Annotated in this window: 17 protein-coding genes; 16 read left to right on the plus strand and 1 reads right to left on the minus strand. The window is 52.4% G+C overall.

All coding sequences use genetic code 11. The annotated features are described in order from the left end of the window. Positions 1-109 precede the first annotated feature (109 nt). The 14 genes from CJD38_RS01930 (at position 110) to curA (ending at position 21,160) form a co-directional block, all read left to right on the plus strand. Positions 110-2,839 carry a winged helix-turn-helix domain-containing protein gene (locus tag CJD38_RS01930; RefSeq protein WP_206362848.1) on the plus strand — a complete coding sequence of 910 codons (2,730 nt, stop codon included), beginning with the start codon at positions 110-112 and terminating at the stop codon, positions 2,837-2,839. 331 nt (positions 2,840-3,170) lie between these two features. Next, on the plus strand, positions 3,171-5,609 hold the full coding sequence (locus CJD38_RS01935) for an efflux RND transporter permease subunit (protein WP_107938605.1): 2,439 nt from the start codon (positions 3,171-3,173) through the stop codon (positions 5,607-5,609). Between the two features lie 133 nt (positions 5,610-5,742). Continuing rightward, positions 5,743-7,125, plus strand: a complete 1,383-nt coding sequence (locus CJD38_RS01940; RefSeq protein WP_107938606.1) for a DUF1329 domain-containing protein — start codon at positions 5,743-5,745, stop codon at positions 7,123-7,125. A gap of 89 nt (positions 7,126-7,214) precedes the next feature. Continuing rightward, positions 7,215-8,093 (plus strand): WD40/YVTN/BNR-like repeat-containing protein, encoded by an 879-nt coding sequence (locus CJD38_RS01945; protein ID WP_161554130.1) that lies wholly within the window; start codon positions 7,215-7,217, stop codon positions 8,091-8,093. 61 nt (positions 8,094-8,154) lie between these two features. After that, positions 8,155-10,521: a DUF1302 family protein gene (locus CJD38_RS01950; RefSeq protein ID WP_107938608.1), complete on the plus strand. Its 2,367-nt coding sequence runs from the start codon at positions 8,155-8,157 to the stop codon at positions 10,519-10,521. A gap of 486 nt (positions 10,522-11,007) precedes the next feature. After that, complete coding sequence (locus CJD38_RS01955; RefSeq protein WP_107938609.1) at positions 11,008-11,823, plus strand: glucose 1-dehydrogenase; 816 nt, start codon at positions 11,008-11,010, stop codon at positions 11,821-11,823. Positions 11,824-11,922: 99 nt separating this feature from the next. Beyond that, the gene (locus CJD38_RS01960) at positions 11,923-12,402 is read left to right on the plus strand and encodes a DUF3237 domain-containing protein (RefSeq protein WP_107938610.1); all 480 of its coding nucleotides are present in this window, start codon (positions 11,923-11,925) and stop codon (positions 12,400-12,402) included. Between the two features lie 104 nt (positions 12,403-12,506). Then, positions 12,507-14,567 (plus strand): acetoacetate--CoA ligase, encoded by a 2,061-nt coding sequence (locus CJD38_RS01965; protein ID WP_107938611.1) that lies wholly within the window; start codon positions 12,507-12,509, stop codon positions 14,565-14,567. A gap of 57 nt (positions 14,568-14,624) precedes the next feature. Continuing rightward, the gene (locus CJD38_RS01970; protein ID WP_107938612.1) at positions 14,625-15,386 is read left to right on the plus strand and encodes a glucose 1-dehydrogenase; all 762 of its coding nucleotides are present in this window, start codon (positions 14,625-14,627) and stop codon (positions 15,384-15,386) included. Beyond that, on the plus strand, positions 15,383-17,092 hold the full coding sequence (locus CJD38_RS01975) for an alpha/beta fold hydrolase (protein WP_107938613.1): 1,710 nt from the start codon (positions 15,383-15,385) through the stop codon (positions 17,090-17,092). Before CJD38_RS01970 ends, CJD38_RS01975 begins: the two co-directional genes overlap by 4 nt. Beyond that, a complete protein-coding gene (gene phaZ / locus CJD38_RS01980; protein ID WP_206362849.1) occupies positions 17,079-18,002 on the plus strand; it encodes a poly(3-hydroxyalkanoate) depolymerase in 924 nt (307 codons plus the stop codon). The genes CJD38_RS01975 and phaZ overlap by 14 nt, the downstream gene beginning before the upstream one ends. Then, complete coding sequence (locus CJD38_RS01985) at positions 17,999-18,826, plus strand: SDR family NAD(P)-dependent oxidoreductase (protein ID WP_107938614.1); 828 nt, start codon at positions 17,999-18,001, stop codon at positions 18,824-18,826. Before phaZ ends, CJD38_RS01985 begins: the two co-directional genes overlap by 4 nt. Positions 18,827-18,885: 59 nt before the next feature. Then, a complete protein-coding gene (locus tag CJD38_RS01990; RefSeq protein WP_107938615.1) occupies positions 18,886-20,025 on the plus strand; it encodes a DUF5938 domain-containing protein in 1,140 nt (379 codons plus the stop codon). Between the two features lie 94 nt (positions 20,026-20,119). Beyond that, a complete protein-coding gene (curA, locus tag CJD38_RS01995; RefSeq protein WP_107938616.1) occupies positions 20,120-21,160 on the plus strand; it encodes an NADPH-dependent curcumin/dihydrocurcumin reductase in 1,041 nt (346 codons plus the stop codon). A gap of 31 nt (positions 21,161-21,191) precedes the next feature. On the opposite strand, the gene CJD38_RS02000 is transcribed toward curA, so the two are convergent. Continuing rightward, complete coding sequence (locus CJD38_RS02000; RefSeq protein ID WP_161554131.1) at positions 21,192-21,842, minus strand: class I SAM-dependent methyltransferase; 651 nt, start codon at positions 21,840-21,842, stop codon at positions 21,192-21,194. A gap of 221 nt (positions 21,843-22,063) precedes the next feature. Between CJD38_RS02000 and CJD38_RS02005 the strand changes: the two genes are divergently transcribed. Both CJD38_RS02005 and CJD38_RS02010 read left to right on the plus strand, forming a co-directional pair. After that, positions 22,064-22,789, plus strand: a complete 726-nt coding sequence (locus CJD38_RS02005; protein ID WP_107938618.1) for a Bax inhibitor-1/YccA family protein — start codon at positions 22,064-22,066, stop codon at positions 22,787-22,789. Positions 22,790-22,961: 172 nt separating this feature from the next. After that, positions 22,962-24,041: an acyltransferase family protein gene (locus CJD38_RS02010; protein ID WP_107938619.1), complete on the plus strand. Its 1,080-nt coding sequence runs from the start codon at positions 22,962-22,964 to the stop codon at positions 24,039-24,041. Positions 24,042-24,079: the final 38 nt, after the last annotated feature.

The raw sequence follows: 24,079 nt of genomic DNA on the forward strand, positions 1-24,079 counted from the left end.
TGCCTATACTCAGAATTAACCACGGATGGTAAAAAGAACCTAATAGTCATCCGTACCTGCTTGCGATGGAGTTTTCGCTCGCAGTATCAGTGCGAGGAGAGCATCAACAGTGAGTAGTGAACGAACCAGCCAGCGTTCGCCCCAAGAGGCGTATGGCCACAAGCTGTTCGCGCCGACTATGCGCAGCGAGGCCATTGTCCGTGCCTCGATTATTCAGCGGATCTTTGAAAATGAATCCGCGCGCGTCGTTGTTTTGCAGGGGCCCGCCGGGCACGGCAAATCAACGACCATGCAGCAGATCAAGAGCCTCTGCGAAGAGCGCGGCTATCTAACGGGTTGGCTGACGCTGGACGAAGCAGATAACGATCAACGTCGCCTTGCAATTCACCTGCAAGCTTTGCTGAATTCGATCACCGCGGCATTTAAAAAAATGGCGTCAGAAGACGCTGAATCTGGCACGCCAGAAAAGCGCCGTGAAAAAACAGATTGGATGATTGATCAGTTGATCAAGATAGGGCGGCCGGTTGCGTTGTTCTTTGATGATTTTCAGGTGCTCAATAATAAGTCCGTGATGACCTGCTTCCGTGATTTGGTGGAGCGTGTGCCTGCAAATGCACGGTTCTTCATCGGTTCACGATCAGTACCCGATCTCGGTTTGGCGCGTTTGGTTGTAAATCAAAAAGCATTGATCTTGCGTGCTGATGATCTGCGCTTTTCACCTTCTGAAGTCGAAGAATTCTTTGCCAGCTCTGATGATCTTTTGGTTAACGAAACCGAGAGAAGTGCGATCTATCGTCGCACTGAAGGCTGGCCGGCTGCTTTGCAGCTATTCAAACTCACGCTGAACAATCCTGCGGTACGTAAGTCGCTAGGCGATCTTGGTAATTATCGTCCGCGCGAGCTTGCAGAATATCTTGCAGACAATGTGCTGACCTTGCAGAAACCCAAGGTGCAGGAATTTTTGCTACGCACGTCCTTGTTGCAAAGACTTTCAGGGCCGCTGTGTGATGCGGTGACTGGCTGGAATAACTCGCGAGAAATATTGCTGGAGCTGGAGCGTTCAGGCTTGTTCCTGCGCAGCCTCGATAGCGATCTGCATTGGTTTAAGTATCACGCCTTGTTCTCGTCGTTCTTGGCTGAGCAGTTGCGTAGTCAATCGAGTGACATCGCACGTGAAGTCCATGAGCGCGCTGCCGATTGGCACTTAAGCCAGGGCATGTACGAAGAAACAGTGCATCACGCCATTGCTGCAAAGAAGTTCTCGATGGCAGCAGATGTAATGAATATCTGGATGACGCAGCTGGTGGTGAGTGCGCAGCTCATTACGGTTGAGCGTTGGTATGACCGCCTGCCTTTCGAAGAAATTGCGAAGCGTCCAGACCTCGCAATCAAGTTTGCATGGCCACTCATTTTCCTTAGACGTACGCAAAAACTGAAGCCTTTGCTTGAGTTGCTTGAAACCTTTAAGGGCAGTGGTGATTACGCCAACACCAAAGACTCTGCTGTCGCGCTAGCGATGGCGGCAATTTGTGCTGATGATTTGCCCAAGTCTTTTGAAATTATCAGTAGTGTCGAATTAGAGGGACGTGACCCGCAGGGATTCAGTGCTTTCGAACTCAGTGCGGGTGCAAACCTAGTTGGTTATCACTATTTTGCTTCGAGCAATTTTGAAAGTGCGCGAAAATACTTAGCGCTGGCTCGTGCTTATGGTGAACGCGGCGACGCAGCGTTTAGCAGTGGCTACACGGTTGGCGTGCGCGGTGTCTCACTGATGGCGCAAGGCCAATTGCGTGAAGCGCTTGACTGCTTCCGTCAGGCATTCGCTGAGCAGCGCATGCATATCGACAAATCTTTTGCGTCTGCAGCGTTGGTGTCTTGCTATGTCTGGGCACTTTACGAGGCAGGCGAGTTGGATCAGGTCGAGTCCTTGTTTGTTCAGTATCACGACGTCATTACCAGCACGGTACTTCTGGATTTTCTCGCTGTTGCTTATATGGCGATGGCGCGTACGCATGATGCGCGTGGCCGTCCGAATAAAGCGCTCGAAATTCTGGATGAGGCGGAGCACATTGCTTATGCCAATGGCTGGCAGCGTCTGCTTAGAATTGTGAACTGGGAGCGCGTACGTCGCGGTCTCTTGTTGAGTGGCATTGAAAAAGGCCGCGCGATAGCAGCAACCATTACTCCGCCTGCTTCGCCACTATCAGAAGATAGGATATTTTTTGCAGATGAATTCGAGGGCGAAGCCTTTGGACGAATTCGTTTAGCCATTCATGAAACAGATGCATCTGTGGCGACTGCGTTGCTGACGGATGATATGGCTAAGCATCGTCACCGTAGTTATCGCCTAATCAAATTGTATTTGCTGGATGCGCAGTTGCAGGTCAAGCGCGGTGCTAGCAATGCGGCTCATCGTAGCTTGAGAAAAGCTTTGCAGCTCGGCGCGCCTGGTGGCTTTGTGCGCTGTTATTTGGATGAAGGCAATACGATTCTGCACTTGCTCAAAGAAGAGTATCAGGCGGTATTGGATGCAGGCTCGCAAGACGTTCCGTTCGGAACAGATCGCGAACACTTGGAAAAACTTTTGCATGCTTCAGGAACCGATCTGACGCGCACATCGAATCCCTTGAGCCCAGAGCCGCTGGAGCCTCTAACCGATCGTGAAAAGGAAATTCTGATCTTCTTGGCAAATGGTGTTTCAAATAAAGAAATGGCGGGTCGCATTTTTGTTTCTGAAAACACCGTTAAATTTCATTTAAAAAATATCTATTCAAAGCTTTCAGTAGGCAGCCGCTTGCAAGCGATCACTGCTGCGCGACAGTTGGGGCTGTTGCATTAAATTGAGTTAAGCGTTCTCGTGGGACTTGTTGTTACGGACGGGTAGGGCTAGGTAAGAAATATCTGGCACAAAAACTACCCGTCCGTGTAGTGCGGCAATGTCGTGCAAGCTTCAAATTGCATCGCATAAACCACTCAAGCTGGTTGTACGTTGGCGATGTTTTATGCCGCAGTGCAACAAAGACTTGATACAACAGGAGGAGAGCATGCTGAAGAGCACTGCTATTTTTGTCGGTAGTCATCCGACGCTTGGTATCTGTTTGATCCCCGCGCTGCCGCGTCCCAATTTCTGCGAGCGCCGCGTGGCGCGCGCTGCTTACGAGTAAGCGTCCATGCTCTCCTTGCGTTTCCGCATTGCTGCATGGGTGATGGCCCATCGCAAATTCACTTGGGCCGTTTTCACACTGATCACCTTGGGCTTTGCTGCCGGTATTCCGCAAGTTCAGCTCAAGACGATCTTCTCCGACCTGCTGCCTAAGGATGACCCTTACGTTAAGGTTTATAAGGATCACCCGAACTTCGGCAATCCTTTAACCGTCACCATCGTTGTCAAGCGTAAGAACGGCGATATCTACAACGCCGAAACGCTGAACAAGGTTTGGAACCTCACTCGCGATATCGATCTTTCGCCTGGCGTTGATCACGATCAGATTCTCTCGATCGCAACCGAAAAGGCTCGTTACGCCGAAGCCACTCCGTTCGGCATTGACGTTCGCCCGTTGATGGAAGATCACGTTCCAGCGACTGCTGAAGAAATTCAGGAATTCAAAGGTCGTGTTGATAAATCACCCGGCGCTAGAACGTTCCTGATCTCGAACGACGCAACGGCAACGCTGATCAACGCAACGTTTATTGAATCGCGCTTGGATTACGGCGTCGCATTCAAATACGTGCATGACCTCGTTAAGAAGGCACACGATAAAGATCACGACATTTATCTTGCTGGTCAGCCAGTTCTGACGGGCTGGGTGTATCAATACAATTCGCAGACGAACTGGATCTTCGCAGTCACGCTCGGCATGTTGGTATTGGCACTGGTTCTGTACATGCGTAACGTTGTTGGCGTAGTCACGCCAATCTTTACGAGTGCGGTTGCTGCGATTTGGGGTTTTGGTTTTGTCGGCTGGCTGAAGTCGCCGATTGAGCCCCTGTTGATGATTGTGCCGCTGTTGCTCGTAGCGCGTACGTTCTCACATTGCGTGCAGTTTACTGAGCGCTACTACGAAATTTACTGGCACGTGAAAGATCGCGTTAAGGCTGCTGAAATCACCATGGGTGTGATGATGGCGCCGTCAGTACTCGGTATCTTCACGGACATCGTCGGTATCTTCCTCATCGCCGTAGCGCCAATTCCTGCAATGGAACGCTTTGCACTGTTCTGCGGCTTCTGGTGCATTTGGTTGATTCCTACCGGTGTGGTCCTGATCTCGCTGCAGTTGGCGGCACTTCCAGCACCTCGCAACGTTGCAGACCTTATTGGTCATGGCAAGGTCACCAAATTCCAGACTGGGTTTCAAGGCCTGTTGCGCTTTTTGGCGAGCCTATCCTTTGGTAAGCGCGCACGCGTGACCACGATTTTTATGGCGGTGATTGCAGTCGTTGCGGTGATTACCGCATTGCAAATCCGCATTGGTAACCCGGTTGAAGGAAGTAACTTGCTGTGGGACGACTCAGAGTTCAACGAGTCTGTTCGCCAAATCAATCGCTTGTTCCCAGGTGTGAACACGCTTGAAATTGTGTTTGAAGGTAAAGACCAGAAAAATCCGCGTCGTTTGATGCAGCAAGCTGACACCATCATGACGATGCAGAAGATTCAGGCCTTGATTGAACGTGGAGATCATCCGCCACGTGCAACGCTGTCCTTCGGCGACTATCTGATGGAGGGCAACCGTTTGTTCTCTGGTGGTGATACTCGCTGGATGCCGCTCGACCCAACCAATATGGCGGTCAACGCAGCGGTAGCTTCGGTACTCATGGGTAGCAGCCCCAAGGCCTATTCAAATGTGATCGACTTCGAGTTGCAGAACGGCACGGTGTCACTCTGGTACAAAGACAACAAGCAGGACACGGTGGACTCAGCGCTGGAACAGGCTAAGAAAGCGATTGCGGTTGTTGGCGCGGATCACAAAGATTTCTTGATTCGCCTCGGCACGGGCACCATCGCATTGCAGCAAGCAATGAACGATGTTGTGCATCGCTTCCACTGGGTCATCATCGGTTTGCTGAACATCGTGATCTTGATCGGTTGTAGCTTGGCTTATCGCTCGATCGTTGCAGGTTTGATCCTGCTGATTCCAGTGAACATGGCCAACTTCATCCTCAATGCTTCGATGCACATGATCGGCATTGGTCTGGATATCAACTCGCTGCTCGTCGCGGCCATCGGTGTAGGTGTCGGCATCGACTACGGCATCTATCTGTTGTCACGTATCTGCGAGGAATACCACGCGCATGATCACGATTGGGGCCGCACGATCACTGCATCGCTGACGACTACCGGTAAGGCGATCATGTTCACGGCATCCATCATGTTCGTCGGCATTCTACCTTGGTACTTCCTGTCAGGCCTGAAGTTCATGGCGGACATGGGCTTGCTCCTCGTGCTGACGATGTTGATCAACATGATTCTGGCGCTGGTTGCACTGCCGTTGCTGGTGTATCTGGTCAAGCCAAAGTTTGTAGCACGTAAAGATTTGCTGGTTGGCGAAGGTGTGGATCTGTCGCAGTTCACCTCGGCTGATTCAGATATGCAAAGTGGAAAGTCGGTCTGATTGAAGGATGGATATGAGCATCCAAACGGACATTTATAACGTTTTAGTGTGTATACGCCTGCATCGTGCGGTGTAGGCGGGTACCCGTGTGCAACCTGCGGGACTAAAGGTTGTTGCGTAGAGGAGAGTAGTGATGCGTATTAAAAAATATGACTTTGATTACGGCCGCCGTATGTTGCTTCAAAAGGCTGCAGTTGGTGCCAGCGCAGGTGTTCTGGCTCCTCTATGGCCAATGATTGGCAATACTGGTGATACCAGTAAGGCTTATCCAGATGAACTTCTGTCGATTTCGATGTACACCAAAGGCAAGATCAAGCCTGGTGATGTTGTAGACGCAAACAATGTTGAAGCGGTTAAGGATCTGCTTGATCCAATCGCTTATCAGCAGGTTAAGACCATGGGTCGTCGCATCAACATCGTTGAGTCCACCAAGGACGCAACGAAGTTGTTCCCGGCTCCGTATCTTGCTGCCACGCTGAAGAACAAGGGCAAGGCCAAGCTTGATGCCAACAACAACGTTGTCACGCAAGATGGCCAGCCTTGGATCGGTGGTAACCCGTTTCCTGATTTCAAAAACGCTATCGAAGCCACGGCTAACCTGACCTTGGCTTGGGGCCGTCACGATTACTCGCAGTATGCGGTTCGTGACTGGGACATCGCGCCGGATGGCACGCTGGCCTACACCTACGATTTCGTTTGGGCTGAACTCAACACCACCGCGCGTTCCGATGGCAAGGTGTGGGGCGGCAAGAAAGATCTGCTTCGTTATCAGTCGGTGTGGTTCACTGCACCACAAGACGTTGCCGGTACTTCGTTCCTCAACACTTGGTATTACGACCAGCGCAAGTTCCCGGATCTTCAGGGTTACCTGCCTGCGTTTAAGCGCGTTCGTCAGTTCCCGACCAACCAGCGTTTTGAACCGTTGGTTCCAGGCGTCACCATCTTCCTGTCCGACGCATGGGCGGCAGGTGATCCGATGCTGACGTGGGGCAACTACAAGATTGTTGGCCGTAAGCCAATGCTCGGTTTCGTTGGTGGTCGCAACTTTAACGGCGGCTACAACGCTAACTACGAACGTAAAGTGCATGGCGGACCGAAGGGCCAAACCTTCTTCGAAACCTATGCAGAGCTGATTCCAGAAACCGTGATTGTAGAAGCCGAGCCAACGGGTTATCCGCGCGCTCCGCTGAGCAAGAAGCGTACTTGGATCGACGTTCGTAACGGTATGTACGTTGCGTACAACACCTACGATCGCCGCGGCGAAATGTGGAAATCGTTCGAGCCTGCTTATGCGCAGTACTCCAATGACAAGATGACGGTTAAAGATGAAAGCGGTAATCCGTCATGGTCGTGGGTGTATGTGCACAGTCATGACATCCAGGCCAACCGCATGAGTCGCTTCGTGCAGGCTAAGGAAATCACTGGTGGTTACAAGAGCAGCTACTCCACCAACGGTGTCGACGTTTACAACAAGTACCTGACGGTTCAGGCGATCCAGCGTTTGGGTTCAGCCTAATGCGTGCTGTAAAACCAGTCGTTTCACTTTTTGCGTTTGCCGCAATCACATTGGGGGCTTATGCCCCCAATGTGGTCGCAGCGGGCACCATGCAACTGAAGCCTATTGTTACGGGGACGGTGCACCAAGCACTTTTCTCGATTGCACTTGATGGCAACACTGGCGTTGCAGTCGGTGCTGGCGGGCAGATCATGGAAAGTGCAGATGCTGGCAAGACTTGGAAACAGTCTGCAGCTAGCGTCGGTGAGCTTTCTTTTCTTGGCGTAGCCGTCAACAAAGATCATGCGATTGCGGTTGGACAGCAGGGCCAGGTTTTTGTCCGCGCACAAGGCAAGACTTGGAGTAAAGCCGAAACCGGCACCGACAATCGTTTGCTCTCAGTATCAGTGAACAGCAGTGGCGTCGCCGTTGCTGTTGGCGCTTTCGGTACGGTTTTAACTTCTACTGATGGCGGTTTGAACTGGCAGAAGAGTTCGCCAGAGTGGATCAACATCATGCCGCAAGGAGAAGAGCCGCATCTTTACGTCGCAAGCGCTGATGAGAAGGGCGTGCTGACGATCGCTGGTGAATTCGGCTTGATTCTTCGCAGTGCTGATGGTGGCGCTACCTGGAAGACTTTGAACAAGGGTGATGCTTCAGTTTTTGCAATGCACGTTCGTGCAGATGGCGTTGGCTACGCAGTAGGTCAGGCGGGCTCGATGCTGCGCACAACCGATGGCGGTGCAACTTGGAAGCCGCTGACGACCAGTACTCCAGCAATTTTGTTGGGTGTGACTTCAAGTGCAGATGGAAAGGTTTACATCACCGGCATGCATGACATGTTGATCAGCACCGATGATGGCAGCACATGGAATCATGCAACGAATCCAGAAATTACAACCGCGTGGTATCAGGGTATCACCGGTTCCGACGCGCAGATTCTGGCGGTTGGAAATAGAGGGCAAATCGTCAGGGTCAAGATTAACTAATTAGCGTAGAGATCTTGTTCGTTCAGTCGTTTGTTGATCCCATAGGGGAGAGGTCAATCTAATGAATACCGTTTATAAAAAGATTGCGTTAGCAGGATTCTGCTTCGCATTGTCCACATCAGCGTTTGCTGGTGGAGAAGAAGACACAACTGCGATGCCTGAAGAGGCTGCGCCTGCTGCGGATGCAGCAGCGCCTGCTCCTGAAGCTGTGGCAGCAGCACCAGATGAAGCAGCTGTACCTGCTGACGCTGCACCGGTTGAAGCCGCTGCGGTAGAAGCTGCGCCTGTAGATGCAGCGCCAGTTGAAGAAGCACCTGCAGAAGCTGTTGCTGTTGAAGCGACTGCATCGGAAGAAGTGGTTGCTGATGCAGCGCCATCAGATGAAGCGCCGGCTGAAGGATCTGAGGGTTGGTTTAGTCATTTTGATGTCAGCTTCGGCGGCTTTATCCGTCCAGAAATTGCATTCTCGACCGGCTCGGCTAACCCCAATAACCAAACGGGCAATCCATTCAATCGCAAGAGCGTGCCAATTCAGGGTGCACTGCCTCCTTCCGCGATTCAGACCACGGTTGGCAATACGCTAGGTATTCTGGGTGTTCCCGCAAGCGTTATTAACACTTTGGATCCTGTCTTTACGGGTCTGACCGGTGCGACAGGTTGGGGCACGATTGCAGTTCCAGCTCCTCTGCAAGCATTGCTGCCGAATACAGGTGGCAACGTTCAGCGTCCAATTGATTACGAACACAACCTTTTCAATTTGCACATGCTGCGTGCTGAAATGGAAATGGGCATGACGCTCACCAATGATCTCAAGTTCATTGCTCGTGTTCGTGCAACCTATGATCCAGGCAAGTACAAAGATTTCAACGAGAACTCGGTCAACGGCATCTATGGTGGTATTTCTGGTGGCGACCCGGCGCTGTATCAGGGCCGTCCGAATTACTTCCAGTATCGCGTCGAAGGCAATTCCAAACCGAATCCTTTGGAGTGGTCTGGCAAGAACTACCTGGTTTACTTCCCAACGCTGTTGTTTGATTACAACCACGGTCCTTTGAACGTTCGTTTGGGTAACCAGCAGATTGCTTGGGGCCAGGCGCTGTTCTTCCGCGTCCTTGACGTCGTTGACGGTCTCGACCTGCGCCGCCACTCGGTACTCGATTACGCTCAGGAAGAATTTGCTGATGAACGCGTTCCAGCACTCGCATTGCGTGTTGGTTATCAATTCAGCGACGAACTACTGGCAGACGCTTACTTCCAGAAGTTCCAGCCAACGATCTACGGCAACCCCAACACGCAGTACAACGTTATTCCGGCGCAGTTCACCGTGCATGACATGTACTCGGAAGGTGGCTACGACAATAAGTACAGCTACGGCATGCGTGTCAAAGGCAACTTTGGCCAATGGGGCTTCCAAGCGATGGCAGTTCGTCGCTACAACCCTGATGGCGCGTTCCGTTGGACCAAGAGCGGTGTAAACAAGGCCCTGCCTAACACGTTTTCAAACGGCACTTTGAATACCTTTGGTGCGGTTGTGAACGCAGCTAACGGGGGCAACTCGGGTCCTGCGCTTGCTGAAACGGCATTCGAAGCTTCGCCAGGTGGCGTTTACTCCTCACAGGAGTGGTTCCACTACGCTGCAATGGTGCGTCTCAATGGTCTTGATGGTTTGAATGCAGCGATTGCTGATCCGAAAGTCAACGATCCGCTTACGGGCAAGCCCTATTTCCAAGACGCTACGCAGAAAGTATTTGCTTCGACAGTTGACAACATCACTGATGCTAGACGCGAGCTGGATACCTTCTTCCTCGCTGGCGGTGGCAGTTTGCGCGGTCATATCGAGCGCAGATACTTTGTTGAAAATAACTTCGGCGTCGGCGTGAGCTATGTTACAGAAGGCGAACCGGGCTCCATTTTTGATCAGTTGATCATCAACCTCGAAAATACCTACACGCCGAAGCGCGTATTCACGTCGCCAGATCTTGGTCAGAGCTTCTTGACGGATAAAAGCAACGTAACTGCACTGGTGATGGAAAAGTACCATCGCTTTACGCAGTCTTTCCCAGCAACGTATGTCGTGTTGCAGTACATGCACCGTACAACGGACGACATCTTCGGCCGTTCGCTTAAAGGCTACGGCGGCGACGACAACGGTCCTGGTAAAGGCATTGGAAGCGCCAACTACGTTGCTCTGGCATTCCAGCAGCCGTTCCCACAGGACATCTATCGCATCGGCTTTGCGACGCTTTACGATCCTAAGGGCGGCATCTTGGTGCAGCCAGGCATCGTGTGGAAACCACGCGGCTACCTGTCGGTTGATTTCTTCTACACCTACATCAACGGCAAGTTGGGCGGAAACCCCAACAACAATGCACTCTCGACTGCAGACTTTGCAGACGAAGCAACCGTTCGTGTGAGTTATCAGTTCTAAAGCGGAGTTTCTCCGCTGACGGCCCCCGACTCCTCCCCGCACATGGAGTCATTAAGGCGACCACTACGGTGGTCGCCTTTTTCTTTTTGTGGGGTAGTGAAATTCATGGCGTTCTCCATTCGCTGGAAAATCACCATGAAAAGTGTCGCTTGAGTCGATGCTGTTTCGTGTCTGCATGAGAAATAATCTCATCAGAAATTGGCGCTAAATTTGAGCCAAAAAATTCGTTAAATCTGAAACGTCTACACGCAGAAAAAATGCTGCGCTGCAGCGATGTTTCATGCCAAATCTCCTACGTTAAAACTACCCTTGCGGGTAGCGGTAAGAGGGTTATCACGGCGTAGCCTCCTACGTACACAGGGCGGTTTGTGCGTGTTCGAAAAGAGAGATTCCGACGCGCAAATGGAAGCAAAAAATGCCAGCAGAAAAAGCTAGCAACAAATTGCCGGAAAAAATTAAATACTAAAAATTATCAGGAGAACAACGATGCACGATTACGCAAAATCTCAGCGACTTGAAGGTAAGGTTGCACTGGTGACTGGCGGTGGTGGTGGCATTGGCGCTGAGTCTGCTCGCGCGCTTGCTCAGATGGGTGCCGCAGTGCTCGTCACTGATGTTGCCGAAGCAGCAGGCAAGGCTACCGTTGATGGAATCGTCAAAGCTGGCGGTCGCGCCGCTTTCTTCAAGCATGACGTCACCAATGAAGCGCAGTGGGAAGCCGCTGTTGCTGAAGCGATCAAACAGTTTGGCGGCTACGACATTCTGCTGAACAACGCTGGTATTGAAACTGCAGCCTTCATTACGCAGTGCACCAATGAAGATTTCAGTCGCGTGATGAACGTCAACGTCAACGGCGTCTTCCTCGGCATTAAGCACACGATCCGTGCGATGGCCCCAGGCGGCGCAGCAGGCAAGGGTGGCAGCATCATCAATCTCTCTTCTGTTGCAGGATTGATTGGCACGACGGGTCACATCGCGTATCACACCAGCAAAGGCGCTGTGCGCTTGATGAGCAAGGCCGCTGCTGTTGAATGCGCGCAGCTCGGCACCGGTGTTCGCGTTAACTCTGTACACCCAGCAATTGTTCGCACCGAGATGGGCGACAACTTCATGAAGCATTTTGTTGATCTCGGCTTGGCACCTGATGTGGCTACTGCTGAAGCAGCTGTCGGAGCAGGTCATTTGCTGGGCTTTGGCAAGCCATCCGATGTTGCGGGTGCTGTGGTGTATCTGGCTTCGGATGCTTCGCGCTGGATGACGGGCACTGAATTCACCATCGACGGCGGCTACACGGCGATCTAATCGCTGGCATGGCCAAACTCCCAGACCTATTGGCTAGTGCTAAGCGTCCAGCTCTGTGGCTGGGCGCTGCTGGCTTTGTTGCTTGCTGGAGGTATCGCGATGAGTGAGCAACCCCAAGCGCATCCATATCAGATGGATCGCCTGTTTTCCTACACCGGAACTTTGCAGGCGCCACCAGAGGTGATTGGGCCAGTGCCAGAAGGTATTCGCGCAACGTTCTACATCACTGGTGGTGATGTCGATGGACCGAAGATCAAAGGTCATCTGCGTCATGCCGGTGGTGATTGGTTCACCGTGCGACCAGATGGCATTGGCGTGCTTGATGTACGCACCACGATAGAAACCAACGACGGCGCGCTGATTTATCTCAGCTACCTCGGTTATGGAGATCTTGGTGTTGATGGATATGAAAAGTTTCTACGCGGCGATTTGCCCAAACGCTTGACGCTGCGTACTTCCCCTCAGTTTCGCACCGCGCATCCGGATTATCTCTGGCTGCAGCGCGTGATGTGCGTTGGTGTGGGTGATGTCGATTTAGAGAAGTTTGTGGCTTCTTACGATGTATACGCGGTGCGCTGAAGGATTCAGCTGCCTAATAAAAAGTTGTGCTGAGGAGATCAGCACCGAGTAAGTGGAATACGTACTCGCCGTAGTGCGGGTATGACAACAAGAGGAGGATGGTTATGGGTGAAGCTCCCAAGGAGAAAGTAATCGAAGGACAATTGTTGTGGACTCCTAGAGAAGAGTTCAAAAACAATTCCAACGTTACTCAATACATGGAATGGCTGCGCATTAATCGCGGCAAAGATTTTGCTGATTACGATGCGCTTTGGCAGTGGTCCGTCACCGATATCGAAGATTTCTGGGCATCGATCTGGGACTACTTCAAGATTGAGTCATCAACACCTTACAAGCAGGTGCTGGACCGCCGCATCATGCCAAATGCCAAGTGGTTTGAAGGCTCGCTCGTCAATTATACCGAGCACCTGTTGCGCCATGAGCGCACAGCAAAGGCGGACGAACAAGTATTCCACCATCTCACTGAGACGACGCCGCTAGCGCATATGACGTGGCATGAGTTGGCACGGCAGGTGCGAATTCTGGCGACGCAGATGCGCACACTCGGTGTTAAGCCAGGCGATCGCGTCGTGTCGTATATGCCTAACGTGCCGGAGACGGCCATTGCCATGATGGCGACCACCGCCATTGGCGCGGTGTGGTCATCCGCTGCGCCGGAGTTCGGCGTCAAGACGGTGATCGAGCGCTTTTCGCAGATTGAGCCGAAGCTGATGTTTGCAGCTGACGGTTATCGCTTTGGCGGCAAAGTGTTCCGCCGTGAAGCTGAAGTGCGTCGTATCGCAAGCGAGTTGCCGACGCTGGAGCGCATTGTCTGGCTGCCGTTTATCGAAGCCGGCAATATGGTGCCGGACATCCCGCATACGATTAGCTGGTCGCAATTGATGAGTCACGCTGATGTTTCGCGTGAGAGCTTCAAGTTCGAGCGCGTGCCTTATGACCATCCGCTGTGGGTGGTGTTCTCCTCAGGCACCACCGGTCTACCTAAGGCCATCGTGCACAGCCATGTCGGTGTGTTGCTTGAGCATCAGAAGCTGATGCATTTCCAGCTCGATCTGAAACCAAACTCAGTGTTCTTCTTCTACACCACTACAGGCTGGATGATGTGGAATCTGGTGATGGCCTCACTGATTACCGGCAGCTCTGCGGTGCTCTATGACGGCAGCCCGGCGTTTCCGTCTGATTTGCTGTGGAAAGTCGCCGCCGAAACCGGCGCTACCAGTTTTGGTGCCAGCCCGACCTTTGTGCAGATGATGGAGAAAGAGGGTCTGGTTCCGAGTCAGAAATACGATCTGTCGAAGATGGAGACCATGATGGTTGCTGGCGCTCCTTCAACGCCGGAAACATTCAACTGGTGCTATCGCAGCGTCAAGAAAGATCTGTGGGTGACTTCGCAGTCGGGCGGCACTGAAATTTGCTCTGGTTTCGTCGGCGCCACGCCAACCAAATCGGTCCACGCCGGTGAAATCCAGACGCGCATGCTCGGCATGGACGTGCACAGCTGGAGCGACGACGGGAAAGAATTGGTTGATGAAGTTGGCGAACTGGTTGTGACTAAACCTTTCCCTTCGATGCCGGTGTATTTTTGGAAAGACACCGACGGCAAGCGCTATCACGATGCTTACTTCGATACCTTCAAAGACGCAGACGGTAATCCGATCTGGCGTCACGGCGATTTCATCAAGATCAACAAGCGCGGTGGTTGCTATATCTATGGTCGTTCCGACTCCACGCTCAATCGTTATGGCGTACGTATCGGTACTGCTGAAATCTATCGTGCGGTTGAGCAGGTTGAAGGCGTTGCCGACAGCCTGATCGTTTGTGTTGAGCTGCCAGGCGGCCACTTCTTCATGCCACTGTTCTTACGTCTGAAACCCGACGTTGTGTTCGACGACGTTCTGCAGAAAAAGATCTCTGCAAAATTGCGCGAAGACTGCAGCCCTCGACATGTGCCTGATCGCATGTACGCCATCGAACAGATTCCATACACGCTCACGGGCAAGAAGATGGAAGTTCCCATCCGCAAGCTGCTAATGGGCTGGCCTTTGGAAAAATCTGCGAGCCGTGACGCGATGATGAATCCGACGTCGATTGACTACTTCGTGACGTTCGCGCAGGAATCGATTGATTACCAGTGGCGTCCATCTGATGCGAGCGCTAACGCTTAATTCCTCAATGAAATGCAAGGTCGATGAGTACTGCTCGGCTTTGTGGAGAGCGAAACAATGAAACGAGTTCAGGACAAAGTTTGCGTTGTAACCGGTGGAGCACGTGGCCTTGGCCTTGCCGCGGCAGAAGCGCTGCTCGCAGAAGGCGCAAAGGTATTGATTACAGACGTTGATGTTGCTGCGGGTGAAGCAGAAGCAAAGCGCCTCGGCGCCAATGCTGCGTTCCGCGTTCAAGACGTCACCAATCGTGCAGATTGGGATGCCACGCTTGATGCGGCTATCGCCAAGTGGGGCCGCCTTGATGTCGTCGTCAATAACGCGGGCGTTGGTAGCTTTTCAACCGTTGAAGATATTTCTCTGAAAGATTGGCAACGCACGATTGATATCAATCTCAGCGCCGTATTTTTTGGCACACAGGCTGCAATTGTGCGCATGAAGGAGAAAGGCGGTTCCATCGTCAATATTGCTTCGATTGAAGGAATGATTGGCGAGCCACTGATCCCTGCATACAACGCCAGCAAGGGCGGTGTTCGCATCTTCACCAAGTCTGCTGCGATTCATTGCGCACGCTCTGGCTACAACATTCGCATCAACAATGTTTGCCCTGGCTTTGCCGAGACGCAGATGGTGGCGGGTGCGCTCGCGGCATTAAAGCCTGAAGACGCACAAGCTTTTGCAGTTAAAACGTTAGGCCGTATTCCCATGGGCCGTTTTGCGCGCCCAGAAGAAATTGGTAAAGCGGTGTTGTTCCTGGCTTCAGATGATTCCAGCTACATGACGGGCTCCGACCTCGTCGTGGATGGAGGCATGACCGCGTGAGCGCTAGGCGCAAAAAGACACAAGGATCGGGTTCGACGCAAGAGCCCAGTGTCGATAATGTCTTTGGCCAATATGTTCTCGGTGATTTTCGCCCCAGCGATTTGATCGATGTTGCAGGTGAGTTAGCCAAGCAAGCGAGACGTCAGCCGGGTGCAGTGATTAATGCAGGCCTTGGATTTTTAAAAGGCATCCGCAGCGTTGTGACCGGTCAATCTACGCAAGCACCAGATCCCAGCGATCGGCGCTTTTCTGATCCTGCTTGGAAGGACAGCAAGTTGTTCAATGGTGTTCTACAAGGTTATCTGGAACTTCGTGACGCCCTGCAAGCCTACGCCAAGGAATCAGGTCTCAACGAGAATCAGGTTGAGCGCGCTGAATTTCTGATGACGCAGATTGCCGACGCTTTGGCGCCGACCAATTTCTTGCCGACCAATCCTGCTGCCCTGCGCAAGGCGCGTGAAACTCGCGGTGCGAGTTTGTGGGCTGGCTTGAAGATGTTTGTGGACGATGTTTCCAAAGGTCGCCCGATTCCTTCACAGGTCGATGAGAGCGCATTCAAGGTCGGTGAAAATCTGGCTGCGACGCCAGGCTCGGTCGTGTTTCGTCATGACATGTTTGAACTGCTGCAATACACCGCGCAGACCGCACAGGTTCGTGAGCGTCCGATCTTTGTCGTGCCGTCGATTGTTAACAAGTACTACGCTTTTGATATCGCGCCCAAGCGCAGCGTGATGGAATATTTTGTGCAGCAGGGCTTCACCGTTTATGTGATGGCTTGGAGAAATCCAAAGCCCGAGCATGATTTCTGGGGCATGCCGGATTACATCGATGCGATTGATGAAGGTCTCGATGTCGCGCTCAATATTTCGAAGAGCGATTCCGTCAATATGTGGGCAGTGTGCGGGGCAGGACCTCTGGCAACGTCACTGGTGGCACATCATCAGTCGGTAGGTCAGCGCAAGGTCAATAGTCTTTTGCTGTTTGTATCGCCCCTGGATATGGCCGCGATGTCGAATGCGCCAGCCATTGGTGCTTTTGTCGATAAACAAGCGATGCCGATGGTGCGCAAAGAAATGCGCAAGAAACGCATGAGCGCGCGCCAGTTCACGCTGCTGTTCGCAATGCTGCGCGCCAATGATCTGATCTGGAATTATTGGGTCAGCAACTATCTGATGGGCATCAAGCCGACCGCTTTCGACATTCTTTACTGGAATGGCGATGGCACCGGCATGACCGCTCAGTACAACTACGACTTCACCGCCTTTGTAGAAAACAATCCGCTGGTTTCGGATGGCGAAATGCTGGTGCGCGGTAAGCCTGTCGCACCATTGGCGGATTTGGATATCGATAGTTATGTGCTGGGCGCCGCCAATGATCATCTCTGCATTTGGCAGGGCGTTTATCGCAGCGCGCAGATGCTCGGCAAGCGCAGCCAATTTGTTTTGGGTAATAGCGGACACATCCAGACCATCGTCTGCCCGCCAAGTAATCCCAAGGCGAGTTACTTCCTCAATGATCATCTCCCTGCGACCGCTGGTGAGTGGCACAAAACAGCGACCAAGCATCAAGGTAGCTGGTGGGATCATTGCGTAGCGTGGACACATGAACGCGGCGGCAAGTTGATTAATGCGCCGAAGGCAGAAGGCAACGCGAAATACCCACCGATTGGCGCTGCGCCGGGAACATATATCCATGACCGCGTCTAGCGTATACGCGGGCAACAAGGCTCACTTCGATCCTAATCGGACTTACGCCGAACTGCGCGTGGGTGCCAAGCGCAGCATGCGTCTGCGCCGCGTAAAAGTGATGGGCTATTCCCTTCGTGTGGCGATTTGGCCTGGACGTGCAGAAGCGCACACGCCCTTGGTTTTGTTTAACGGCATTGGCGCTCGTCTTGAATTGCTGGAGCCATTTGCTGATGAGCTAGGTGATCTGGAAACGATTGCGATTGATGTGCCGGGCACTGGCAAATCGTCGCTACCGATGCATCCGTACCGCATGTGGATGTTAGTGATCCTGATGCAGCGCGTGCTCACCAAACTCGGCTATGAGCAAGTTGATGTACTTGGCGTGTCATGGGGCGGAACGTTGGCGCAGCAGTTTGCATTGCAAAACCCCAAGCGCTGCCGTCGTCTGATTCTCTGCGCAACAGGGCAGGGCATGCCGATGATTCTGGATCCGCGCATCCTGCTCAAGTTCATCACACCGCGTCGATTCAATGATCCGGTTTATCGCCGCAAGATTGCAGGTGAGATTTACGGTGGGGCTGCGCGCAATCAGCCGGGACTGATACGAGAGATTGGCCCGCGCATGATGCCTACCAGCAAGTTCGGTTATCTGATGCAACAGCTCGCGATTAGCGGTTGGACGAGCCTGCCTTGGCTGCCCTTGCTCAAACAACCGGTGTTGATCATGGCTGGCAACGATGATCCGGTGATTCCGCTGATCAACGCTCAAATCATGTCCAAGCTCATTCGCAATTGTCGTCTGCATGAAGTCAACGACGGGCATTTGTTCCTGGTCTCCGATCCTGTTGGTTCTAGCCAAGTAATTCGCGAGTTCTTGGATTCTCCACAAAATAAAGTTTCAAAGGCGGCATTAGGAAATAAAGCATGAAAAAACTCCAAGGTAAGGTTGCATTGGTAACAGGATCTGGCCGAGGGATCGGCCGTGAAATTGCGTTAAAGCTAGCGCGTGATGGAGCACGCGTAGTGGTCAATGATCTTGATGAATCATTTGCTACAGAAACAGTAGAAGCGATTCGTGCGGTGGGCTCGGATGCCATTGCGGTCATTGGCAGTGTTGTTGAAAAAGATTTTGGTGATCGTTTTGTGCGCGCTGCGATTGATGTGTTTGGCGGCGTTGACATCATCGTCAACAACGCGGGTTACACCTGGGACAGCGTGGTGCAGAAGACCACCGACGAACAGTGGCAGGCCATGATTGATGTACACATGACTGCACCGTTTCGAATTCTGCGCGCGGCGGCGGATTTCATCCGCACGAAGTCGAAAGAAGAAGCAGATCAGGGTCGCGAAGTTTTTCGCAAGGTCGTCAATATTTCTTCGCTTGCTGGTGTCGGCGGCAATGCCGGGCAAATTGGTTATGGCGCTGCCAAGGCGGGCGTCAACGGCATCACTAAAACCATGTGCAAGGAATGGGGCCGTTTCAAGGTCAACGTCAACAGCGTGGCATTTGGTTTGATTCGTACGCGTTTAACTGAAGCTGCAGCGGGCGCAGGTTCAGCAATTGCGGTCGATGGAAAAAACATCAAGGTCGGCGTGAATCCAGAAGTGCTCAAGACGATGGAGCAGGGTATCCCGCTCGGCCGTGCAGGCACACCTGAAGAAGCAGCTGGTGCGGTGTATCTCTTATGTCTGCCCGAGTCTGACTACATCAGTGGTCAGGTCATCGTGTGCAGCGGCGGTTTCATGTTCTAAGTATTTATTCACCACAATTTCTTAAATCACAAATCACAAGATCAAGCAGGAGAAACAACATGAGTGCTAAAAAACCAGTCGTCATTTACGGTGTTACCGGATACACGGGCCGTCTCGTTGCAGAATATTGCCGCGAGTTCAATATCCCTTTCATTGCTGCTGGCCGTAATGGCGCCAGCATCAAAGAAGTTCTCAGCAAGGTTCCTGGCATCGAGACGGCCGATTACGAAATCGTCGAAGTTAAGGAACACACAGTTGCAGCTTTGCGTGCAGTGCTGAAAGGCGCCAAGGTCATGCTCAACATGGTCGGCCCGTTTGCCAAGCTGGGTAATGAAGCCGTAGAAGCTTGCCTTGCAGAAGGCGTGCATTACACTGATACCAACGGTGAGCAGAACTGGATGATTGAGTGCGATGAGAAGTGGGGCCAGAAATTTGCTGACAAGCAACTCTGTCTCTCGCCCGGTATCGCGCAGATGTACACCACCGGCGAAATCGCCGCACAGATCGCACTGGAGACCCCAGGCCTCACTACGCTGGATATGTTGGTGTTGTGGAAGGGCTTCCCGACCTACGCTTCGGTGCAGACAATCTTCAGCATCCTCACGTCTGACTTCTTCTATCTTGAGAACAACAAGTACGTGATGTGGCCTGCTGGTGCCAAGGCTGATGCCATCGTCCCGGGCCAGCACGAAACCGCGTTGGTTCTGCCTTGGGGCGGCACCGCACATCCGGTTTGGTTCAAGAACGATCCACGCGTGCTTAATTGCAAAGTTATGGGCGGCGTCTTTGCGCGCGCCGTGATGGACAACGTGGTTGCGATGAACGCCAAGATCGATGCGGATATCCGTCCGCTGCCACCTGCTGAGCAGGAGAAGGCATTGTCGGCAATGGCCGCGAGCGTACAAGCTGGTATGCCGCCACGTGAAAATCCGCTGGTCAATATTTCGATTGACTCCGTCATGGCTAGCGGCCCGCTGGGCTTCAAGCACGTGATCATCCGTGGCAACCAGAACTACAAGCAAACCGGTTTGCTGCAGGCCTACTTTGCGCACCACCTGCTCCAAGCGCCGCCTAAGCGTTATGGTTTTGCTTCCGGCTGTCAGGCGTTGGGTCATCGCGAGTTGCTCGGTGTTCTGCAGAACTTCGGCTTCGTCAGAGCGCCAGAAGTTACGCTCAACGGCTTGCCAGTTCCGCAGTAAGCAGCACAACGGCGGTAAATACGACGGGGCGGTCCTTCGCAGGGCCGCCCCGTCGTACGTTATGCTTTCGAAAATATTTCGATGACATTCAACAATGACTACTGAAGCACCTCTCAATCGCCGAATTGTTTTGGCGCAACGTCCGATTGGTTCGCCGACCGCTGCTGATTTTCGTTTGGAAGAAGTGCCACTGCCTGAACTCGCAGATGGGCAGGTTCTTCTGCGCACTTTATATCTGTCGATTGATCCCTACATGCGTGCGCGCATGAGCGATGCGCCTTCGTATGCGCAGCCAGTCGCGATTGACGCAGTGATGGTGGGCGCTACGGTGTGTCGCGTTGAAGCTTCGCGTTCGTCATCGCTTGCCGTTGGTGATGTGGTGCTTTCGATGAATGGTTGGCAGGACTATGCGGCGGTATCAACCAAAGGGCTGATGAAGATTGATGCATCGCTCGCGCCACCATCGTATTCACTCGGTGTGCTCGGTATGACTGGCTTCACTGCCTATGTCGGTTTGCTCGACATCGGTCAGGCCAAAGAAGGCGATACAGTTTTGGTGTCTGCCGCGACCGGCGCGGTCGGTGGCACTGTGGGTCAGATCGCCAAGCTCAAAGGCTGTCGTGCGGTGGGTATTGCTGGCGGCGACGACAAATGCGAATACGCAGTCAACACGCTCGGCTATGACGCCTGCATCAATCACTATGACGAGGACTTTGCCGAACAGCTTGCTGCGGCTTGTCCGAATGGTGTCGATGTCTACTTTGAAAACGTCGGTGGCAATCCGCTGATGGCGGCAATTCCGCTACTCAACGTCGGCGCACGCGTAGCGCTTTGCGGAATCATCGCTTGGCTCAACGGCCCGGCACCTGGCCCTATCGATACCGCGCCGCAAATCATGCGTGCCTTGCTCAATAAACGTGCAAGCGTGCAGGGGTTTGTGATCACCGACCACTACGCCACGCGCCATGCCGACTTCCGTCGCGACATGAGTCAGTGGGTCAAGGAAGGCAAGATCCACTACCGCGAAGACGTGATCGAAGGATTGGAGCGTGCGCCGTTCGCGTTGATGGGTCTGCTGCGTGGCGACAACTTTGGGAAGGTCGTCGTGCGTGTTGAGAAAACCGAAGCTACATGAAGCGGTGAATCTTTACTCGTGCCCGCGCATTTTATTTTTGGCGCGCGGTAACGAGAATCATGCCTTGAGAGAATTGCGGCAGTAGTCGCGATACGGCACCTGATAGTGACTGCAGGATAAATTGCAGCACTCCGCGCTTGCCCGATTTTGGCCAGCGATACCAAGACATTTCGACGAGTTTCAGATCGTTCATGTCGAGTAAGCGCTTGGCAGTCAGATACGAGTAGTGGCAGGTATGTTCTGGGTGCGTGTTTTCAACACTAAAGAACATTTTCACGATGCCGCTGAGTGAAAACGCGTTTGGAACGGTGATGATGAACTTGCCCTGTTCTGTCAGAAGCTGGGACAGATTGCGCAACGCGGCGCCTGGATTATCCAGATGCTCCATCACCTCGCCCAAGATGACCACATCAAATTTCTGTGCCTGTATTGCGGAAGGCCAACTTTTGAAGTCGGAGGTGATGTCCAACTCGTGATAGGAGGCATTAACTTTTGTTTTAAAGGCCTCAAGTGCGTCGCGGCTGAGATCAACAAATGTTGCTGTTGATGCGGCGGCTGCAAGCCTGCCCGAGATGGTCTTGGTTAAATCAGCGGAATGAAGGTGAAACGAATAAGGTCGTGGGTCGCTAAAACCGCCCAGGCCGACGCTGAGGATGTTCTTGCCGCGCACGGCATCAAGCAAGAAAACCTCACGATCAAAAACCGCGAGTTTAGGTACAGCCAAGCCATTGAGCATTATTATTCCCCTTAGGCCGAAAATTGTAATCTAAGATCAATAAGGGCGGTAATTTCCCTCTTTTTTCTTCAGGGAACTAGAAACCGCTCCAAGTGTCACAAGACGGTCGCGCTTAGTCAGCTTAGAATAAGCCGGTCATCCCTGAAGTCGCTAAACGGAACTGAACAATGAATTACGACAGAAAGCTGCAGCCTATCCCCGTGCGTAACCAGCCGGGCGTGTATGTCGAGCCACGCAGTGAATCCCTGCTGGTAACGAACAAGGTTCTGCGCAACACCTATCTGCTGCTCTCCGTGACGCTGTTGTTCAGCGCCGCGATGGCCGGTCTGTCGATGATGCTGAACGTCCCTTATGGCGTCAGTCTGGCCTGTTCGCTGATCTCCATGGGCCTTCTCTGGTTTGTGGTGCCACGCACCGCAAATTCGGTTAATGGCATCTACACCGTGTTTGCAGTCACTGGCTTGCTGGGCTTCGGCCTTGGCCCGGTAATCAATATGTACCTCAAAGGCTTTGCCAACGGCCCGCAAATCGTGACGATGGCGCTTGGCCTGACCGGTTCAATTTTTGTTGGCCTGTCGGTTTACGCGATCCGCTCGCGTCGTGATTTCAGCTTCATGGGCGGCTTCTTGGCTGGCGGCATCATGCTGGCTTTCGTATTGAGCCTCGGTCTGTTGGTTGCCTCGTTCTTCGGCATTCAGTTGCAGCCGCTGGCGCTGGCTATTTCTGCCATGTTTGCACTCCTGATGTGCGGCTTGATCCTGTATCAGACCGGTGAAATCGTGAATGGCGGTGAGACCAACTACATCCTCGCGACTGTTACGCTGTATGTCTCGATCTACAACTTGTTTACCAGCCTGCTGCATCTATTGGGCTTTGCGTCTAACAACGATTAATTCGACGCTTCAACAAAAAAGCCCCGTTCTGCGGGGCTTTTTTGTTGCCTGTCCCTAATGCAACGATTTTAGGGGGAGAATTCGGGTGCATTGGGCCTAATTCAGGCCTGATAGTAACGTTTTTAAGCTAGCATTACCCACTACTAGAATTGATGATGACCAGCCACATTCGATGAAGCAAAACGAAAAAATAGTAAAAGAATCTGAAAGATTCTTTTATATCGACAGCCTTCGTGGAATTGCAGCTTTATTGGTTGTTTTTCAACATGACTTTGTGCCTCTGCTTGGTGGCGACTCCGATCATTTTTTCTGGCGCTACGTTCTTGACGCAGGAAAGATGGGCGTCATCTGGTTTTTCATCATCAGCGGTTTTGTGATCCCGTATAGCCTTAAAGAAGGCGAAGGCGCGCTTAGAAATTTTGCGATTTCAAGATTTTTAAGACTGTATCCCGCGTATTGGTTGTCGATGGGATGTGCGCTGTTGGCGATGAGCATTGCTGGTGCTGTAATGCCACCAACACGACTCATACTTGCCAATATCACCATGTTCCAGACAGCGCTCGGCATTGCCGATCTCAGTCCTGTTTACTGGACATTATTTATTGAATTAGTTTTTTACATTATTTGTGCAAGTGCATTCGCAGTCGGACTGCTGGGAAAAATAAAGTTCAGATTGACGATGGTCATCGGCATGATGGTTCTGGCCATGTTGATGGGGGTTGCTAGAGATGTATTCAACATGAGGTTTCCGGTTGCCTTGCCGTTGGCATTGTCGTTGATGTTTTTTGGTTCTATCTGGCGTGATGCCTTGGTTGATCATTGCGCCGTAGCAAAAAAATATGCGACTTGGGTGCTGGCTTTATATTGTTTTGCCATGCCACTGACGTTCTACATGGCCTATCGCACCGATATGGGCTATGGGGAAACCTGGACGCGGTATGCCTGTACTTATGCTTTCTCAATCGCAACTTTCATTTTCTTTACTCAGAAGTTTCGTATCACTGGACGATTCTGGGTTTGGACCGGCGCGATCAGCTACTCGGTTTATCTATTCCATCCGCTCGTGATTAGGATGGTCGCTTATTGGCTCACGCCGTTCGACTTTCCTGTCTTGCTGGTCGCGGTTATTGCCGTTGCTAGTACCTTGTTGGTGGCGCATTTGGTATACACGCTAGTTGAGAAGAGATTTATCAATCTAGGTCGGACTTTGCAGAGAAGGCCGGTGAAGCCTGTTGCCGTTACGGGCCCGTAGAATTTTTTCGCTTTCAGAATTCGCTTTGTAATTCGCAG

This window comes from Stenotrophobium rhamnosiphilum, from assembly GCF_003052265.1.
GTDB classification, from domain to species: domain Bacteria; phylum Pseudomonadota; class Gammaproteobacteria; order Nevskiales; family Nevskiaceae; genus Stenotrophobium; species Stenotrophobium rhamnosiphilum.

Coding starts and splice junctions, on each gene's coding strand:
- CJD38_RS01935 (WP_107938605.1), top strand. CDS start 3,171: ATGCTCTCCTTGCGTTTCCGCATTGCTGCATGGGTGATGGCCCATCGC.
- CJD38_RS01960 (WP_107938610.1), top strand. CDS start 11,923: ATGAGTGAGCAACCCCAAGCGCATCCATATCAGATGGATCGCCTGTTT.
- CJD38_RS02010 (WP_107938619.1), top strand. CDS start 22,962: ATGAAGCAAAACGAAAAAATAGTAAAAGAATCTGAAAGATTCTTTTAT.
- CJD38_RS01970 (WP_107938612.1), top strand. CDS start 14,625: ATGAAACGAGTTCAGGACAAAGTTTGCGTTGTAACCGGTGGAGCACGT.
- CJD38_RS01990 (WP_107938615.1), top strand. CDS start 18,886: ATGAGTGCTAAAAAACCAGTCGTCATTTACGGTGTTACCGGATACACG.
- phaZ (WP_206362849.1), top strand. CDS start 17,079: ATGACCGCGTCTAGCGTATACGCGGGCAACAAGGCTCACTTCGATCCT.
- CJD38_RS01965 (WP_107938611.1), top strand. CDS start 12,507: ATGGGTGAAGCTCCCAAGGAGAAAGTAATCGAAGGACAATTGTTGTGG.
- CJD38_RS02005 (WP_107938618.1), top strand. CDS start 22,064: ATGAATTACGACAGAAAGCTGCAGCCTATCCCCGTGCGTAACCAGCCG.
- CJD38_RS01945 (WP_161554130.1), top strand. CDS start 7,215: ATGCAACTGAAGCCTATTGTTACGGGGACGGTGCACCAAGCACTTTTC.
- curA (WP_107938616.1), top strand. CDS start 20,120: ATGACTACTGAAGCACCTCTCAATCGCCGAATTGTTTTGGCGCAACGT.
- CJD38_RS01985 (WP_107938614.1), top strand. CDS start 17,999: ATGAAAAAACTCCAAGGTAAGGTTGCATTGGTAACAGGATCTGGCCGA.
- CJD38_RS01940 (WP_107938606.1), top strand. CDS start 5,743: ATGCGTATTAAAAAATATGACTTTGATTACGGCCGCCGTATGTTGCTT.
- CJD38_RS01955 (WP_107938609.1), top strand. CDS start 11,008: ATGCACGATTACGCAAAATCTCAGCGACTTGAAGGTAAGGTTGCACTG.
- CJD38_RS01950 (WP_107938608.1), top strand. CDS start 8,155: ATGAATACCGTTTATAAAAAGATTGCGTTAGCAGGATTCTGCTTCGCA.